The following is a 17,180-nucleotide window of genomic DNA, read 5'->3' on the forward strand; positions in this document are numbered from 1 at the left end:
GTATAAAAGAAGTCCCGAATCTGATGAAAGATGACCACCATCAAAATTAATGACTCTTTTATTGTAACTTACGCTTTTTCTTGTACACTCTTCATATAGAACCTCGCATTTTTTGTTTTTTTTGGTGATTAAAACATATCAAAAATGAGGGTTCTTTTCACTTAAAAGGTGAAAATAAAAAAGCGAGAGTTCCTTAGTCTAATAAGGATTTCTCGCTTTTTTATTGTTTTCTATGAATAAAGTGGGTTATCATATTTAAAAGCAACAATTATTACGAAAAGAGAAGCAGAAGTAGGTGAAAAACTAATCTAAGACGATTCTGTGTTGTTGCGCGGCCCAGCTTATCTACCTTATTTTCCTATCCATTAAGAATTATTTCTGTATGATTAAACTCTATAGGCTTTTCACAAGCAATTTCATCTTCTATCAAAAAACTTTCCTCTTCCATTATTCCACCCTCTTATTTAGTTGTTGTTATTTTATATTTTTCCTAATAAATACTTTAATAACATTAAAAAACCTTATCGTTTTCTTATACAAGGCAATTTCGTAATCTTAATTTTTAAAAGTAGAAAAAGATTTGATGGGGGAATTTTGGGGGAAAATATAGAGAATCCATAGAATCTATAGACTTTACAGACATAAAATAGGCGTAGAAAACTTGATTTCTCTACATTTTCGCAAATTCACTTTTTTTGAGGAGTGGTGGTTTAAAACTTTCAATATAAAAAAATTACGGAATACGCGGCTTCTTAAATTGCATAATACCAACGTTTATATAGGAAATGCACTGGTTTAATCGCCAGTGCTTTTTTTGTCGTTGTTTTTAATTTGACACTAATACTTTATAAATCCATTCGCTCCCTCTATATGAAAATATAACACTATAAAAAAGAGACGCCCATTAAGTCTAACTAAGCCCTTTAAATGGACGCCCTTATGGACCATATTATTTCATTCATTCTTTACACTTCTAAAACTTACATATCAAATCGCTAAAGGTAAACAAATTTTTCTATAAAAAGAAAAAAGCCCAATAGTGCACTTTTTATTTAGTGTCCACTATTTGGGGTTCAGTTTATTTTTTCATTAAAATCCTATCAAATAATTTCTGTGAAATTCTGGGCCTTGTCATCCAGTGCTTCGGCTGATGTTGATATTTCTACAAAGTCTTGTATTGCTACATTAATCTGCTCATGTGTTTCCTCCACACTTTGAGATACACGATTTATACTTCCTGTCACTTTTTCAATTTCCAAAGCAATACCTTCAATATTGTCCTTCACCTCGGAAATGGATTGCTCTACCTTCACAGACAGTTTTCTCACTTCCTTTGCAACAACATCAAAGCCGCGGCCATGCTCTCCTGCTCTAGCAGCTTCAATCGCCGCATTTAATGCTAATAAATTTGTTTGGGAGGCAATTTCTCGAATGGTTTTCACGATGCCTTTAATAGAATCAGCCTGACTTTGCAAACTTACTAAATTACCTGTGTTTTCCTCTGACTCTCTTGCAATACGAGTGATTGTCTCACGCAATTCTTGACTTCTCGTTATTCCGGCTTCTGAACGATTATGTAACTGCTTAGACATGCTCTTTAAATCGTCAGCTACTTCTACAATCAGGTTTTGGCGCTCTGTTATATTAGTAGCTATTTTCGATACTCCTACTACTTTATTGCTATCTTCAGCAAAGATGGGCATATAAGTTGCTTCTAACCATACACGATTTCCCGTAGCATCCATCCGCTCAATTTTGTCTTGAAAGCTCTTCCCTGATAGTAAATTTATCCAAAATCGTTCATATGACGGACTATTTACGAAAGATGGAAAACAAAATTCCGTATGATCCTTCCCATACATTTCTTCCACACTAAAACCTAAAGTTTGTGCGAAAAGACTATTTACATATGCCACTTTTCGATTCAAGTCAAATCGTATAATAGCTAAATTGTTTTCAATGGCTTTCACCACAAGTTCGTCTGTTACTTGATTCTCTAATGTATTCATATTATCCAACCCCTCTTATTTGTATATTCATGTCATCACTATCAGGTCTCTTTCTCGCTAATCTAACCATGCAAAAAACACCTCCAAGTTGATTGAAAATGTTTATAGCCAATTTTCAACATGCAAGCGCTGTGATCTCTTCCAGACTATTTAATAATTTTGATGCCATCTAAATAGTACATAGAAGTAAATCTTTTATTTTATAAAAATTTTTGACTTTCCTCTTTAAAACTATAAACTTATCTTTTGACCCAAAATGTTGGACAATCTCTCCTTCATGATTCACTAAAAAATTGGTGGCATTCGATTTAAAATTGCATCCTCCTTATGCACATGTTTTTGGTTGATTGTCTCTTCTTACAATTGATCTGACTTAGTAAAAAATCTATATTTTATTATTCAAAATAGATATATGTAATTATCCTATATTTTCAAAAAAATAACACATATATTTTGTGAACAATATTAAACATGAAGAAGATACTCATCGGTAAAGTTTGTGGGGCCAACAGAATAATCTAGAATACTATTTTTGAAATAAAAAACATTCTTTTTGAATAGAAATTTACTATTTGCAGACATTAAAACAGAGGTGAATTTCTTATGAAAAGGCTTTTTGTTCCCCTATCAATATTCTTATTTCTTCTTGTAATTTCAAACGACGTTCGAGCAAGTAATGACCAATTTGAACAAGGTTATTATGATATAGGTTATAAAGAAATGAATACAGCTTTACAAGAAAGTACCGAGCATTTTAAACGCGACATTGCATTACCATCACAATTACCGCCTGTTCCTTTCACCCATGCTTTAGGGCGATTTAATGATTTAGAGGGCAATGAAAATGATGGATTTGAAATTGAATATATAAATAAGGATTCAGGAAATAATCATTATACAATTCGTATAAAACCTGTGGAGCATCGATTGGAGCTTAGAAAAGAACATATTGACCGACTTTTGAAATTGAAGGATGGTCAAGACGCGGTTTTTAGTAGCTGGCTATCAGGTGCGAATTTATTAGTATTTGAAAAGGGTGGTTGGCAATATATATTATCGGTAGATAAGCAAATTTCAAACGTAGTCACAGAAGATGTATTAGTGGATATTGCAAATTCCATAAAATAATGGACTAGATAATTTTAGAAGGACTAGTTTAACAAAAAGAGGCTGTCTAAAAAATCACTAAAATAAAAGTACCGATGAAAAAAATTGTTTTTCATCGGTACTTTTTTCAATTGTTTTGATTTTGGTTTGTTTAGTCGCTACCATTCTTTTGATTTATAAATTATCATACCATTAAGTTTTCAAAAATTTAAGAATTAAGGGAAAATTAAGGTGGAGTTTTAAGTAATTTAAGAAAGAAAACCTATAATAGTGTTAGATTGGTAAGCAGAAAGGAAGAAACCTAGTATGTATGTTATCGGTAAAAGAGAATTTATTAGCTTATTCAAAGGAATTAAATCCATTATGATAATTGTAATTTTTATAGTTACTGCCTATTATTCAGCTAAGTTTTCAAATTTATTTATGTCTATGATGGAACTTACAGCAAGGGAAGGTGAACATATCCACACTTTTGGTCTTTTGGCCCTTCTCCTTCTATTTGGGCAATTATTTGTAATGGGCCTGTCACACGATAGCATAAATAGAGAGACACACGAACGTACGATACGATTTTTAGTAACAAGAACTTCAAGAACTTCCATTATATTTGGAAAGTTTTTTGGTATTTGGCTGTTTTGGCTTATCTGTCTGACGATATCCTTCTTGATTACAAGTATATTTGCACAAAAGATTGATATTGTTATTTTCTCTCAGACAATGAGTTTATTAACCTATTATATTGCCTTAACAATCTTGCTTTCCGTTCTCATCTCTAAACCTGGAATTACCATGTTTCTTGGAATTGTAATTGGACTAGCCTTTCCTATTTTCGGATTATGGGTTTCTTCTACGTCTAATGTATGGGTGAGTTGGATGAAATTTATTATCCCCTATTATTATTTATTTGAAAATGACTATACTTATTGGTTGATTATTTTATTAGCCGGTATCATGCTCGTTATCGCCAATATAATTTTCAAAAGGAGGGAATACTGATGAACGCCATCGAAACAAAGCAGCTAAAGAAATCGTATGGGGAGGTACCAATCGTAAAAGGAATTGATCTTATCGTGGAACAAGGAGAAATCTTTGGTTTTCTAGGTCGTAACGGAGCCGGTAAATCAACTTTCATCAATATGTTAACAGATATTATTCAACCAAGCTCTGGTGCATACACACTTTTAGGTGTAAAAAGCCCAAATGATCAAGTTAAGAAAAGAATCGGAGTTATGCCTGATTACTCCACTTTCTATGGATCTTTAACCGCGATGGAACATTTAAAATTCCTATCTGCTCTTTCAGGAAAGCCAGTAGCAAAAGCGCGATGCATGGAGGTACTTCAACTAGTTGGTCTAGAATCTCATGCTCATAAAAAAACCGAGAAATTTTCATTTGGTATGAAAAAGAAGCTTGGTATTGCACAAGCCATCGTCCATGAGCCTGAACTAATTTTTCTAGACGAACCAACTTCAGGTGTGGATGCTGAATCCGTGATCCACATCCATAAGCTGCTCATTCAGCTACACAAAAGTGGCAAGACCATTTTCATGACATCTCATAACCTTGATGAAGTAGAGAAAATATGCACAAGAATTGCGATTATGCAAGAAGGTCAGATTGTCAAAATCGGCACAATGGATGAACTTAGAAACTTTTATAGGTCCACGATCACGGTGAAGATCAAGCATTCTCCGGTACCAAAATCTGAACAAGTAAAATTACAGCAGTGGCTGGAGTCAGTTGGGACAGATTTGGAAATGAAAGATCCTTACGTAACTATCAACGTTGATAATGAGAAAAAGATTGCTGATATGATTCGAGCATTTAATCAGTGTAATATAGATATCTTTCGTGTAGAAGTAGAAGAACCATCACTTGAAGAAATCTTTCTGGACGAATAGATTACTATCTTCTTCCCTACTTATCATTATCTATGTATTAAGAGCGCTTGGTTTGTGGAAGGATTATCACAATCATCAACCCAAAACATCGCGAAGTTAAAAGGAATTTAAGATATTGTTAATAAAAATTTTTCGGTATCGAAGAAATAAATGGTGAAATTAAAAATGGTATAGTAGCAAAACAAAATGTATAAAAAAAGATCTACTAATTTTCACGTTGTTGTCCATTCAATGCAGATCTGTACATTCTTAGATTGGTTGTTCAATTCACGCGCTGGCTGCTCTGAATATCCCGCTCTTTTGAATTATCATTTTCACGAAGATTTTAATCTTGTTGTATGTCTTATATTCTTTTTTAAAAATAAAACCCCGGTTTACCAACAAGACCTACCGGGTATTCAGAATTAATTATATTCTTTTTAAGAAAGGTCTTTTGTATATCTCCAGTACAAAAATAGATGCAGCACTATAATGTCTACAATAATACTTGATGGGCCGATTGGAAAGTAAAGAGTAATTAATCCACTTATAAGGAACAAAAGAATATCAACAAATGAAAAACGCTTCATATTCTTTTTCTGCTTACTTATATAGAATACGATTACAGCTGTGAAGACAGTTCAAGCTGGGCCTATAATGCTAACCAACCCTACTAATGCATCATACATAGCAGTTGGCCCAACGCCTGCAGCAGTAAATAAATACAGTTTCACATCATCATTTGACATTGTCAGCTTAACCCATATTGATCCGTGAGTCACGGACATAAGAGGCTGAATACCACTATTATTTGGTGTTGGTTGCTGGATTTCAGAAGCATTAGCAATAATAGTTTCTAAAAACCCTTCTTCTGCACTATTTAGATCAAGGCGATTCGTGATTTCAGGTATTAAAGTTTTTACATCTAGATGAGTATTTTCATCAAACACGAATTCCTCAAATACACCTTTATTCAAAAAACTGTTCATTAGGCTTTGATTTTTAAGTGACAAATTATCTTCTATTTTAAATAATATTGGAATGTATATTAATCATGCATCATCTAATCCCTCTCTCTTATTATCATATTAAAGAAAACTATTCCCTTTTTTTATAATAGTTATATTTAAATAACTTTAATAGTTTATTTTGTATAATTTTAAAAAACAAAAGTGGTGTTTCACAAGCCGATACTCCTACTGAGAGATGCCACTTTTGTACTGCACAATAAAAATGAATCATCATTTCTATTTTATTGTTTTTCCTTTTGGTGCGTAATAATATATGTATCTGGTGAGTCATTAAAGCTGCACCGCGAGTCATCGAAGCTGAGCTGAGTCATTAAAGATGAGCCGCGAGTCATCCAAGCTGTGGCCTGAGTCATAAAAGATGAGCCGCGAGTCATCCAAGCTGTGGCCTGAGTCATAAAAGATGAGCCGCGAGTCATCCAAGCTGTGGCCTGAGTCACAAAAGCTGCACCACGAGTCATCCAAGCTGAGCTGAGTCACAAAAGATGAGCCTCGAGTCATCCAAGCTGTGGCCCGAGTCATAAAAGATGAGCCTCGAGTCATCCAAGCTGTGGCCTGAGTCACAAAAGCTGCACCACGAGTCATCCAAGCTGAGCTGAGTCACAAAAGATGAGCCTCGAGTCATCCAAGCTGTGGCCCGAGTCATAAAAGATGAGCCTCGAGTCATCCAAGCTGTGGCCTGAGTCACAAAAGCTGCACCACGAGTCATCCAAGCTGAGCTGAGTCACAAAAGATGAGCCTCGAGTCATCCAAGCTGTGGCCCGAGTCATAAAAGATGAGCCTCGAGTCATCCAAGCTGTGGCCTGAGTCACAAAAGCTGAACCACGAGTCATCCAAGCTGAGCTGAGTCACAAAAGATGAGCCTCGAGTCATCCAAGCTGTGGCCCGAGTCATAAAAGATGAGCCTCGAGTCATCCAAGCTGTGGCCTGAGTCACAAAAGCTGATGTCTGACTGTATAATTTTGATTAATCCACACATGTGATATATACCATCACTATTTTCTCAAGTTTGCCGACTATTAAGAAAGTACTAGAATATCAATCAGCTACAACAATACTCTCCAATTATGATTACATGTTGCTGTAATTTCCTTCATTATTAATAATTCATTTGCAATGAGCTCCGTCATATCGGTTTGAATTTCTTTTAGAATAGGCTTCCCTTTGAACATATCAAAATTACCTGCCCCACTCGCACGGTAGCTATTCATCACGACTGGATATTGACCTTCAAGCTTAATTGGTAGCCCTTCGTATACTAGTTTTGTTACACGTTCTCCAATAGGATTAGAAATTTTCAGCTCATATTCGATACCTTCCCACATGTCATAGTTATAATGTTGAGCTTTTGGTTCAGCAAATGCTAGATTCACTATTATTTCTCCGTTTTTTTCACTAAAATAGGTAGCGCATTGCTCTAATGCATCTTTTATATCTTGACCAGTCAATTGAAGTACCTTTAATGTATTCGGATAAATATAATTTGAAACAATGTCTCGCATTGTGACAGAGTGGCTAAAACCTTGCGCATCATTATTAAATAATGCTGTACTCGAAATCACCGCTCCCGATACTTTCATTTGAAGTTTATTAATAAATTCTACATATGGATGATCTTCCATACGGGCTTGAAAAGTATTAGTAATTTGCATATTCCCTTTGATTTTGCCAATTCTTTGGTCTAGCCATTGCTCAGTCTCCTCTTGAATTGCGGCAATAGCTTCGAGTGTGGTCGGGTCTGCCTGGACACATTCATCAATTGTAATAAGATTAGCTTCATGTTCAATATTTACCACCTTTCCTTCTGAATCGTGTGTAATGGAGAAAATGACTTCTCCAATTGCCTGTCCTTGTGTACCTGGTTGTACAATAGCGACACCATTTAGTTCACCATCTAACAAACGATGTTGATGGCCTGTGATCAGAACATCAATGTTAGATATACTTTCACATATAGCAAAACCTTGATTTTCTCCAGTATTTTGCTCTGTATATTCAGCAGTTTGTAAATCCCGCTCAAATCCTCCATGATAAGCAACAATTAGTACATCCACTTTTTCTTCTTGAATTATTTGGTTGCACCAATATTCAGTTGCTTGGAAAGCATCTTCAAATTGCAAACCTTCAATATTGGCTGCTTCCTCCCATAGTGGTACGAAGTGTGTTGTAACCCCTAGAATCGCTAGACGTATACCTTCTATTTCTTTAATAATATAAGGTTTCCCAAAATAAGGAAGACTACTTTTTTTACTAACAATATTCGCACCCAACCATGGAAAGCGAGACTGTCCGACAACATTTGATAAAGTATTTAATCCAAAATTAAATTCGTGGTTTCCAAATATAGCTGCGTCATAGTGTAAATAATTTGCGACTTGAATGATCGGATTATCCACTTCCGATTTAAATTTAGCATGATAATACGTTAATGGACTACCTTGAATTAAATCCCCATTATCAATCAATATAACCTGCCCATCTCTTCTTCTTTGCTGAATGATAGTAGCAACTTTTGCTAGCCCTATTGGTTCTTCTTTTTTTTCTCGATATAGAGTTGGATATACATAACCATGAATATCACTCGTTGCCAATAGGTGAATCTTTGTTTTTTTCATAAAGAACCTCCCCAAAAATATTTATATTCTTCTTTCATATTAGCAAAACTTGTAAACTTCATTTGTATAGATTGGTAATATTTACATCATATTTACATATAGTTAATATTAGAATGTTATATTTCACTTGTAATATTTTTTATAAAATATTGGAGGAGGTATTCATATTATGTTTAAGAAATTGGGCGTATTAACAGCTGTGTTGGCGTTGTCTACAGGGCTTCTTGTTGGGTGTGTAGAAGATGGTGCTAAAGGGGTAGACTATGTACCGGAGAAACTAACAGTGCAATTCGTTCCTTCTCAGACAGCAGATACACTTGAAGCAAAAGCAAAACCTTTAGAAAAACTTCTTAGTGATGAGCTTGGTATTCCGGTGGAAGTAAGTGTTTCGACAAACTATAACACTATTATTGAAGCCATGGACTCTAAGAAGGTAGATATCGGATTTTTGCCTCCAAGTGCTTACGTACTAGCAAAGGAAAAAGGCTCAGCAGAAGTCATTTTGCAATCTCAACGATACGGTGTTGAGGATAAAACAGGCCAACCAACAGATCAACTTGTAGATGGCTATAAATCTATGTTTGTCGTAAAAGCAGACTCAAAGATTAATAGCGTAAAAGATTTAAAAGGTAAAAAAATTGCATATCAAGATGTTACATCTTCTGCGGGTTATGTTTGGCCTGCTGCTACATTGTTAGCCAATGATATTGATCCATTAAAAGATGTTAAAGGTATTACTGTTAAAGGGCATGATCAAGCTATTATTTCTGTTCTTAATGGTGATGTAGATGCTGCTGTTGTATTTCAAGATGCGCGTAATACAGTGTTAAAAGATTACCCTACAGTGTTTGATGATACAAAAGTAATTGAATTTACTGAGATGATTCCAAACGATACGATTGCTGTTCGTTCAGATATAGATAAAAAATGGAAAGATAAAATTACTGAAGCGTTTATCAATATCGCTAAAGATCCTGAAGGTCATAAGATTATAAAAGAAATTTATACACATGAAGGTTACGTGAAGTCCGATGATTCGAAATTTGATATCGTTCGTGATTACGCAGAAAAAGTGAAAACAGAATAATTTAAGATGGGGCTGTATTAGTGGAGAAACTCCATATAGTGCACCCTTTATTCATCATCAGACTAGTTTGTAGTAAAGGAGGTTGTGGAAATTACGTGATTGAATTTAAACAAGTATCTAAAATTTACCCGAATGGCGTTATCGGTCTTGATAATATTAATTTAACAATTGAAAAAGGTGAGTTTGTCGTTATTGTTGGCTTATCTGGCGCTGGAAAGTCTACTTTTCTTCGTTCAATAAATCGTCTACACGAGATTAGTACAGGTGAGATTATTATTGATAATACTTCAATAACGAGAGCAAAAGGTAGACAACTCCTTACAATTCGTCGAGACATCGGTATGATTTTTCAAAGCTTTAACTTAGTGAAACGCTCTACTGTTATTCGTAATGTACTTGCAGGACGTGTCGGTTACCATTCTACGATACGTACCATATTAGGTCTATTTCCACCAGAAGATAAAGAATTAGCAATGCGTGCACTCGAACGTGTCAATATTATTGATAAGGCATATACAAGATCCGACCAATTATCAGGTGGCCAACAACAACGTGTCTCTATTGCACGTGCATTAGCTCAAGAGGCAAAAATTATTTTAGCTGATGAGCCAGTCGCTTCTCTAGATCCATTAACGACTGTACAAGTGTTAGAGGATTTAAAAACAATTAATGTAGAGCTCGGCATCACTTTAGTAGTCAATTTACATTCAATCGAATTAGCCAGACAATATGCTACACGAATTGTGGGTTTACAAGATGGACGTGTGGTATTCGATGGTCCTGTAGAGCAGGCAACAGATGAACGTTTTAAAGAAATATATGGCCAACCTTATGAGGTGAAAAAAAGTGAGAAAATCATTAACACACCCACCGCATAAAGAATTTTCACGTATAAATATGAAGAAGAGGAAACATATTTGGACTACCTTATTCATCATATTGTTATTTGCTTGGAGTATAAGGCAGACGGAAACTTCTCTTCTCGATTTCATTCATGGTTTCTCGAATATGTTTGATTTACTAGTACAAATGTTTCCACCAAATTGGGCCTATTTTGATAATGTAATCCCCCCCATGCTTGATACACTTAGGATGGCCCTATTAGGGACCACCATTGGGGCTATACTCGCCATACCGTTTGCTCTACTTTCAGCAAGTAATGTATTTACAAATAAATGGCTCTATTACCCAGTACGCTTCATCCTAAATCTCGTACGGACGATTCCAGAGCTTTTACTCGCAGCAATTTTTGTAGCAATTCTAGGATTAGGTCCATTACCTGGCATTTTTGCTTTAGGCATTTTTTCAATGGGCATAATTGCAAAGCTTACATATGAAGCTACTGAAGGTATAGACCCGGGACCACTAGAAGCAATGACAGCTGTTGGTGCAAATAAGATACAGTGGATAGGCTATTCGGTAGTGCCACAAGTAACGCCCTACTATATCTCCTTCGTACTTTATGCTCTTGAGATCAATGTGAGGGCTGCAGCTATTTTAGGGTTAGTAGGTGCAGGTGGTATCGGTGAATATTATGATAAAACGCTTGGATTTTTAGAATACGACAAAGTAAGTACAATTATCATTTGTACACTACTTGTTGTTGTAGCAATCGATTTTGTAAGTACGAAGCTACGGGAGAAATTACTATGAAAAATACAGCGTATCCAATGAAACCAAAACGTTCAAGATGGAAACTTTGGTCTATTTATATATTGTTGTTCTTAGTATATGTATGGGCATTATCTGGAGTCCCCTTGGAAGGCTTTAAAGAGACAGCAGGGCAAATTACAAAATCTATTATTAACGGTCTTTTTGCTCCAGATTGGGATTATGTTTATTTACCTGATGGTGAAGACTTACTACGCGGGTTACTTGATACATTAGCGATTGCCATTTTAGGAACTTTCGTCTCTGCGTTCTTTTGCATTCCGTTCGCATTTTGGGCAGCAAATAATATTTCAAAAAGTGTACTACTAACTCAATCCGGAAAATTCATGCTGAGCTTTATCCGAACGTTTCCAGAACTGGTCATGGCATTAATATTCATCAAAGTAGTCGGTCCTGGATCATTTGCGGGTGTTCTTGCGTTAGGGCTACATTCTATTGGGATGCTAGGAAAATTATTTGCAGAAGAAATTGAAAATATTGACCTTGGACCAACTGAAGCTTTGAAAGCCACTGGAGCAAATCCAATCCAAATGTTATGGTTTGCTGTTGTACCACAAGTAATCCCAGGTTTTATCTCGTATACATTGTATCGTTTTGAGATCAACCTTCGCTCTGCCAGTGTATTAGGTATTATTGGTGCAGGCGGGATTGGAACACCCTTAATATTCGCCATTCAATCACGTGATTGGAGTCGAGTTGGCATCATTTTGTTAGGCATTATTGTAATGGTAACGATCATTGATATGATTTCTAGCTCAATACGAAAAAGAATCGTCTAAGTAAATTGACTATTTGGAGGTAAAGGAAATGAAAAAATTTCTGTTACGAAGTATTGTTACTTTTCTAGCATTATTTGCATTTATGGCCAATGTGGACATCAGTTTTGCAGAAAACTCATCTGATCCAGCACCTATTTTAGTACCAACAACACCGAACGGAAAAAAAGTTTTGTTTGATAATAGTCATGGTCAAACAGCTGGCCAAGCAGATTGGGTCATTAATGGCGCATTTTCAGATTTTGCTAATGCATTAGTTGCTGAAGATTATTATGTTAAAGAACATCGTAGTGCAAACCCCTTAACATTACAAGACTTACAAGGATACGATGTATTTGTAATACCAGAAGCTCAAATTCCTTTTAAGCAATCTGAACAAGAGGCAATTGCTACATTTGCTAAGCAAGGTGGAGGTGTATTTTTTATCGCCGATCACTACAATGCAGATCGAAATTTAAATCGTTGGGATTCAAATGAAGTAATGAATGGCTGGCGCCGAGGAGCATTTAATAATCCTACAAAAGGGATGTCGCAAAGTGAAATTGCAGCAATGACTGGCGTAGAGAGCTCTGATTGGTTAAGTGATGAATTTGGCGTTCGATTCCGTTTCAATGCTGTCGATAATACTGAAGCCAATATGATCGTACCTGCAGCAGAATCTTTCGGTATTACTACTGGGATTAATGCGATATCCATCCATGCTGGATCAACATTAGCCATTACTAAACCATCATTGGCTAAAGGTATTGTCTATTTGCCAAATGGTTTAACATCTGCAGCGAATAAATGGAACAGTGCTGTCGATCAAGGAGTCTACTTTGGCGGGGGCATAAATGAAGGCCCATTTGTTGCTATTGGTAAAAAAGAGCTTGGAAAATCTGCCTTCATCGGAGATTCATCACCTGTTGAAGATAACACACCAAAATATCTAAATGAAGAAAATGGTGGTGCTAAACGCACTTATTCAGGATTTACAGAAAAAGATAACGGTAAGTTACTAGTGAAAGTAGTGAAATGGTTAGCACAAAAAGAAACTTATACTGATTTTACAACTTCTGCAATTACATTAGATCAAGCTTCACCGATTCTACCATTAGAAACTACTGAGTTATCAACAGAAACACAAGCAGAACCATGGCGGGCTCCTGCAACGAATTATAAATGGTATGATCCATCAACTTTTAAACAAGGTTCTTATGGAGCGAGCACCAATACGCCGCCTATACCTAGTGATCAATATAGTGTAAACACACCAAGCACTCTTCCATTAGAAGGCATACCATTTCCTGTAGAAATAGTACTCAATCAATTAACGCCATATTCTCAAGTAACGAATGCACAAATTCAAGTATATCTATCAGGCGGGCAAAGTATTTCACAAGTTCAAGCTTCTGATGGAACGTGGCCAACAAGCTATGGTTACGGCAATGTGGGAACATTAACAGCAGACAGCAATGGGCAAATTCGAAAAACTATTATGATGCGTTTAAATCCTACAATTACAGCTCAAGAAGCAACTATTCGCTTACGCTTAGGTTCTGGAAATAATGTTGTAACACAATCAGTTGCTCTTTCAGCCCTAACAGATCCATATGTTGTACTTGCTCCAAAATCACTTCCAAAAAACGGATATTCCTTCCCTATCCAGGTTGTCCTAAATGGATTAACACCCCATTCTCAAGTGACAAATGGACAAATTCAAGTATATATTGAGGGTGGGCAGAGTATTTCACAAGTCCAATCGCCTGATGGTACTTGGCCGACGAATTATGGTTACAGTGATGTAGGAACATTGACAGCGAATGAGAACGGGCGCGCTATGAAAACTATTTACCTACGTTTAAATCCATCTGTCACGAATACGTCAGCAAACCTCAGACTACGCTTAGGATCTGGAAATAATGTATTAACAAACACTGTTGAGTTACATTAAAAGATCGATACGTAGAACTCGTTAAATTGAACTTATGAGGAATTAATAGAACCTATTTGAGTTAGTACTATCAAATAGGTTCTTCTTATATACTTGCTTATGCTTTTCTAATCCTTTCCCAAGCGTGTAAAATAGTATAGGAACTGTTTAATCTACAAAGGAGGTAGCCTATGCTAAAACGCTTAGTCATCACCGGCTACAAAGCACATGAGCTCGGCATATTTAATGAAAATCATCCCGGTGTGCCGATTATTAAGAAAGCCTTACAAGATCAGATGACATCTTTAATTAATGATGGATTGGAATGGGTTATTTTAAGTGGACAGCTTGGTGTAGAGACTTGGGCAGCTGAAGTTGTACATGAGTTACAGACTGAGTATCCTGAGCTAAAATATGCGATTATCACGCCATTTTTAGACCAACAAAAAAATTGGAATGAACAAAAACAGGAAAAATACGATATGATTGAGGCGAAAGCAGATTTTGTGACGAGTTTAACAAAGCGTCCATACGAAGCCCCATGGCAATTTATCGAAAAAAATAAATTCCTTGTGAAAAATTCAGACGGAATGCTCATTGTCTATGATGAAGAAAATGACGGCTCCCCAAAATATATAAAAAAAATTGCTGAGCTGTATGCAGACAAGCATGAATATACTATTCTCAATATTAACGCCTATGATCTGCAGGTCATTGCCGAGGAAGAACAGATGAAGAATTGGGAATAAAAAAGGAAGCTAGAAAAAGCAGATATACTCTGACATGATCTATCTACTACATATGACTTCACTTACTAACACACTAAAATCATCCTAAATTATTCTCTAAATTACGTATCTTCTCTCTTATAAACTAGCTGGAATCTTTCACAAACAATTGGTAGTTTATAATGGAACTCTTGATCAATATTTTCTAATTCTTTCTTGAAGAAGGTTTGATGAACATCACGCCAATACATTAACGAGCGATCTCCTTCGCCTTCCAAATACGCAAATTCTTCGGTGACTTCATCAAAAAGGACAACTTCCAGAGATATGGTTTTGACAATCGCAACTGCTTTGCCTTCACCATCTAGAATAAAAAAAGCACACCACTAAGTATTAGTGATGTACCATTTGATATAACGCGCAACATTATAGAATAAACAAGTTTACTAGTTAAACTGAAATTTAAGCTTCTTGCTCTTCTTGTTTTATTTTTTCTCTTCCCCATGGAATCATATTGAAGACAATATTTAATACGATAGCTGTTATACTACCAGCAACGATACCATTACTTGTTAAAATCTGAACGCCAGGAGGTAAGATTTTGAAGATATCTGGAACCACTGTAACACCAAGACCCATGCCGATTGCACAGGCGATAATCATAGAGTTACCTTCAGATTGATTGATTGTTGTACTTAACATTTTAATACCTTGAGAGATTACCATACCGAACATTGCAATCATAGCTCCACCGAGTACAGGTATTGGAATGATTGTCGTTAATGCTGCTACTTTAGGTAAGAAACCTAAAGTTACTAGGAAACCACCTGTGATGAAAATAACATTACGCGAACGCACGCCTGTCATTTGAAGCAACCCAACATTTTGAGAAAAAGCTGTATATGGGAATGCGTTGAAAATACCACCGATAATAGAAGCTAAACCTTCCGAACGATAACCACGAGCTAGATCCTTTTCTGAAACAGGTTGCTTACAAATATCACTAAGTGCAAAGTAAGAGCCTGTAGACTCTACTAAAGATACTAAAGCAACAAGTGTCATCGTAAGTATTGGCTCCCAATGGAATGTTGGTGTACCAAAATAGAATGGTTGAACGATTTGGAACATGTCAGCTTCTATTACTGGAGAAAAGTTAACGGTCCCCATGAAAACCGCCGCAATTGTTCCGAGTGCTAAGCCTAGTAAAATAGAAATTGCACGAACGAACCCATTTGTGAAACGATAAATTAAAATAATAGTGATCAATGTACCAAACGCTAATGCGATATTAGAAGCTGAACCGAAGTCTTTTGCTCCTTGTCCACCGCCCATATTGTTAATAGCAACTGGGATTAATGTGATTCCGATAATTGTTACTACTGAACCAGTGACAACTGGTGGGAAAAAATGAACTAACATTCCAAAAAAGCTTGCAATCAATACAACAATTATACCTGAAGCGATAACAGAGCCATAAATTGCTGATAAGCCATACCCTTTACCAATGGCAATAATTGGTGCTACCGCTGTAAATGTACAACCTAGAACAACTGGTAAACCTATACCAAAGACTTTACCACGAATCACTTGTAATAGCGTCGCGATACCGCACATCATTATATCAATTGAAACTAAATATGTTAATTGTTTTGAATCAAATCCTAAAGCACTGCCGATGATTAAAGGAACTAAAATTGCCCCCGCATACATCGCCAATAAGTGCTGTACACCTAATGTCACTAATTTCAGGTTTTTCATCGACCCGATTCCTCTTTGGCGAATTCAACTTTACCATCTTTCAAAGATGAAATAATTGCTAAAGAATCGATACGGACGCCCTTTTCACGAAGCTGCTTGCCACCATCTTGGAAACCTTTTTCAATGACAATACCAACACCGCTAGCAGTGGCTCCTGCTTGTTCAACGATATCGAGTAAGCCCTTTACAGCTTCTCCATTCGCTAAGAAATCATCTATAATTAATACAACATCATCAGATTTCAAGAAATCTTTTGATACAGAAATTTCATTTGTTTCATTTTTTGTAAATGAATGCACCTTTGAAGAATATAGGTTTCCTGACAGAGTTAAAGATTTACGTTTACGAGCAAATACAACAGGTATACCTAAAATGAGACCAGCCATAGTAGATGGCGCGATGCCTGAAGATTCGATTGTAACGATTTTTGTTAAACCTGCATCTTTATAGCGATTTGCAAACTCTTCACCAATTTCTTTCATAAGTTGCGGATCAATTTGGTGATTCAAAAATGAATCAACTTTTAATACTGTGTCTGATAATACTTTACCATCGCGTATGATTTTGTCCTGCAGTGCCTTCAAGTTTAGGCGCCCCCTTCTTTTCCTC

The 17,180-nt window shown here is 36.0% G+C and carries 15 protein-coding genes; 9 read left to right on the forward strand and 6 right to left on the reverse strand.

Going from position 1 to position 17,180, the window contains the following annotated elements; genetic code table 11:
- Nucleotides 1–1,100: 1,100 nt before the first annotated feature.
- Nucleotides 1,101–2,009 carry a methyl-accepting chemotaxis protein gene (locus JFL43_RS23210; RefSeq protein WP_200749422.1) on the reverse strand — a complete coding sequence of 303 codons (909 nt, stop codon included), beginning with the start codon at nt 2,007–2,009 and terminating at the stop codon, nt 1,101–1,103.
- A gap of 603 nt (nt 2,010–2,612) precedes the next feature.
- Here JFL43_RS23210 and JFL43_RS13360 point away from each other — a divergent pair.
- The 3 genes from JFL43_RS13360 to JFL43_RS13370 all read left to right on the forward strand — a co-directional run bounded on the left by JFL43_RS13360 (nt 2,613) and on the right by JFL43_RS13370 (nt 5,017).
- Nucleotides 2,613–3,137 (forward strand): hypothetical protein, encoded by a 525-nt coding sequence (locus JFL43_RS13360; RefSeq protein ID WP_200749423.1) that lies wholly within the window; start codon nt 2,613–2,615, stop codon nt 3,135–3,137.
- 285 nt (nt 3,138–3,422) lie between these two features.
- Nucleotides 3,423–4,112, forward strand: coding sequence for an ABC transporter permease (locus JFL43_RS13365; protein ID WP_200749424.1), 690 nt, complete (start codon nt 3,423–3,425; stop codon nt 4,110–4,112).
- Nucleotides 4,112–5,017: an ABC transporter ATP-binding protein gene (locus tag JFL43_RS13370; RefSeq protein WP_200749425.1), complete on the forward strand. Its 906-nt coding sequence runs from the start codon at nt 4,112–4,114 to the stop codon at nt 5,015–5,017. The genes JFL43_RS13365 and JFL43_RS13370 overlap by 1 nt, the downstream gene beginning before the upstream one ends.
- A 620-nt stretch (nt 5,018–5,637) precedes the next feature.
- Here the strand turns inward: JFL43_RS13370 and JFL43_RS13375 are convergent.
- A complete protein-coding gene (locus JFL43_RS13375; RefSeq protein ID WP_200749426.1) occupies nt 5,638–5,973 on the reverse strand; it encodes a hypothetical protein in 336 nt (111 codons plus the stop codon).
- 1,097 nt (nt 5,974–7,070) lie between these two features.
- Entirely contained in the window at nt 7,071–8,639 is a 1,569-nt protein-coding gene (locus tag JFL43_RS13380; protein WP_200749427.1) for a bifunctional metallophosphatase/5'-nucleotidase, read from the reverse strand.
- A 169-nt stretch (nt 8,640–8,808) separates the two neighbouring features.
- Between JFL43_RS13380 and JFL43_RS13385 the strand changes: the two genes are divergently transcribed.
- From JFL43_RS13385 to JFL43_RS13410, 6 genes are all read left to right on the forward strand, one after another.
- Nucleotides 8,809–9,726: a phosphate/phosphite/phosphonate ABC transporter substrate-binding protein gene (locus JFL43_RS13385; protein WP_200749428.1), complete on the forward strand. Its 918-nt coding sequence runs from the start codon at nt 8,809–8,811 to the stop codon at nt 9,724–9,726.
- Nucleotides 9,727–9,821: 95 nt separating this feature from the next.
- Complete coding sequence (gene phnC / locus JFL43_RS13390; protein ID WP_200749429.1) at nt 9,822–10,604, forward strand: phosphonate ABC transporter ATP-binding protein; 783 nt, start codon at nt 9,822–9,824, stop codon at nt 10,602–10,604.
- 19 nt (nt 10,605–10,623) lie between these two features.
- Nucleotides 10,624–11,379 (forward strand): phosphonate ABC transporter, permease protein PhnE, encoded by a 756-nt coding sequence (gene phnE / locus JFL43_RS13395; RefSeq protein WP_100798048.1) that lies wholly within the window; start codon nt 10,624–10,626, stop codon nt 11,377–11,379.
- Entirely contained in the window at nt 11,376–12,176 is an 801-nt protein-coding gene (gene phnE, locus JFL43_RS13400) for a phosphonate ABC transporter, permease protein PhnE (RefSeq protein ID WP_200749430.1), read from the forward strand. The genes phnE (JFL43_RS13395) and phnE (JFL43_RS13400) overlap by 4 nt, the downstream gene beginning before the upstream one ends.
- A 28-nt stretch (nt 12,177–12,204) precedes the next feature.
- Nucleotides 12,205–14,106 (forward strand): DNA-binding protein, encoded by a 1,902-nt coding sequence (locus JFL43_RS13405; RefSeq protein WP_234447776.1) that lies wholly within the window; start codon nt 12,205–12,207, stop codon nt 14,104–14,106.
- 170 nt (nt 14,107–14,276) lie between these two features.
- Nucleotides 14,277–14,834, forward strand: a complete 558-nt coding sequence (locus JFL43_RS13410) for an SLOG family protein (RefSeq protein ID WP_100795067.1) — start codon at nt 14,277–14,279, stop codon at nt 14,832–14,834.
- A 101-nt stretch (nt 14,835–14,935) separates the two neighbouring features.
- Here the strand turns inward: JFL43_RS13410 and JFL43_RS13415 are convergent, their stop codons facing one another.
- The 3 genes from JFL43_RS13415 to JFL43_RS13425 form a co-directional block, all read right to left on the reverse strand.
- Nucleotides 14,936–15,184: an ASCH domain-containing protein gene (locus JFL43_RS13415; RefSeq protein WP_100795068.1), complete on the reverse strand. Its 249-nt coding sequence runs from the start codon at nt 15,182–15,184 to the stop codon at nt 14,936–14,938.
- Nucleotides 15,185–15,275: 91 nt separating this feature from the next.
- On the reverse strand, nt 15,276–16,571 hold the full coding sequence (locus JFL43_RS13420; protein WP_200749431.1) for a nucleobase:cation symporter-2 family protein: 1,296 nt from the start codon (nt 16,569–16,571) through the stop codon (nt 15,276–15,278).
- A complete protein-coding gene (locus JFL43_RS13425) occupies nt 16,568–17,155 on the reverse strand; it encodes a xanthine phosphoribosyltransferase (RefSeq protein ID WP_200749432.1) in 588 nt (195 codons plus the stop codon). Before JFL43_RS13425 ends, JFL43_RS13420 begins: the two co-directional genes overlap by 4 nt.
- Nucleotides 17,156–17,180 lie beyond the last annotated feature (25 nt).

The sequence above is a fragment of the Viridibacillus soli genome (assembly GCF_016612995.1).
Taxonomy (GTDB): domain Bacteria; phylum Bacillota; class Bacilli; order Bacillales_A; family Planococcaceae; genus Viridibacillus; species Viridibacillus soli.

What these genes read in the sequence shown, in the direction of transcription:
- JFL43_RS13380 (WP_200749427.1), bottom strand. Translation starts at nt 8,639, where the DNA reads ATGAAAAAAACAAAGATTCACCTATTGGCAACGAGTGATATTCATGGT.
- JFL43_RS13405 (WP_234447776.1), top strand. Translation starts at nt 12,205, where the DNA reads ATGAAAAAATTTCTGTTACGAAGTATTGTTACTTTTCTAGCATTATTT.
- JFL43_RS13385 (WP_200749428.1), top strand. Translation starts at nt 8,809, where the DNA reads ATGTTTAAGAAATTGGGCGTATTAACAGCTGTGTTGGCGTTGTCTACA.
- phnE (WP_100798048.1), top strand. Translation starts at nt 10,624, where the DNA reads ATGAAGAAGAGGAAACATATTTGGACTACCTTATTCATCATATTGTTA.
- phnE (WP_200749430.1), top strand. Translation starts at nt 11,376, where the DNA reads ATGAAAAATACAGCGTATCCAATGAAACCAAAACGTTCAAGATGGAAA.
- JFL43_RS13365 (WP_200749424.1), top strand. Translation starts at nt 3,423, where the DNA reads ATGTATGTTATCGGTAAAAGAGAATTTATTAGCTTATTCAAAGGAATT.
- JFL43_RS13360 (WP_200749423.1), top strand. Translation starts at nt 2,613, where the DNA reads ATGAAAAGGCTTTTTGTTCCCCTATCAATATTCTTATTTCTTCTTGTA.
- JFL43_RS13410 (WP_100795067.1), top strand. Translation starts at nt 14,277, where the DNA reads ATGCTAAAACGCTTAGTCATCACCGGCTACAAAGCACATGAGCTCGGC.
- JFL43_RS13370 (WP_200749425.1), top strand. Translation starts at nt 4,112, where the DNA reads ATGAACGCCATCGAAACAAAGCAGCTAAAGAAATCGTATGGGGAGGTA.
- JFL43_RS23210 (WP_200749422.1), bottom strand. Translation starts at nt 2,009, where the DNA reads ATGAATACATTAGAGAATCAAGTAACAGACGAACTTGTGGTGAAAGCC.
- JFL43_RS13420 (WP_200749431.1), bottom strand. Translation starts at nt 16,571, where the DNA reads ATGAAAAACCTGAAATTAGTGACATTAGGTGTACAGCACTTATTGGCG.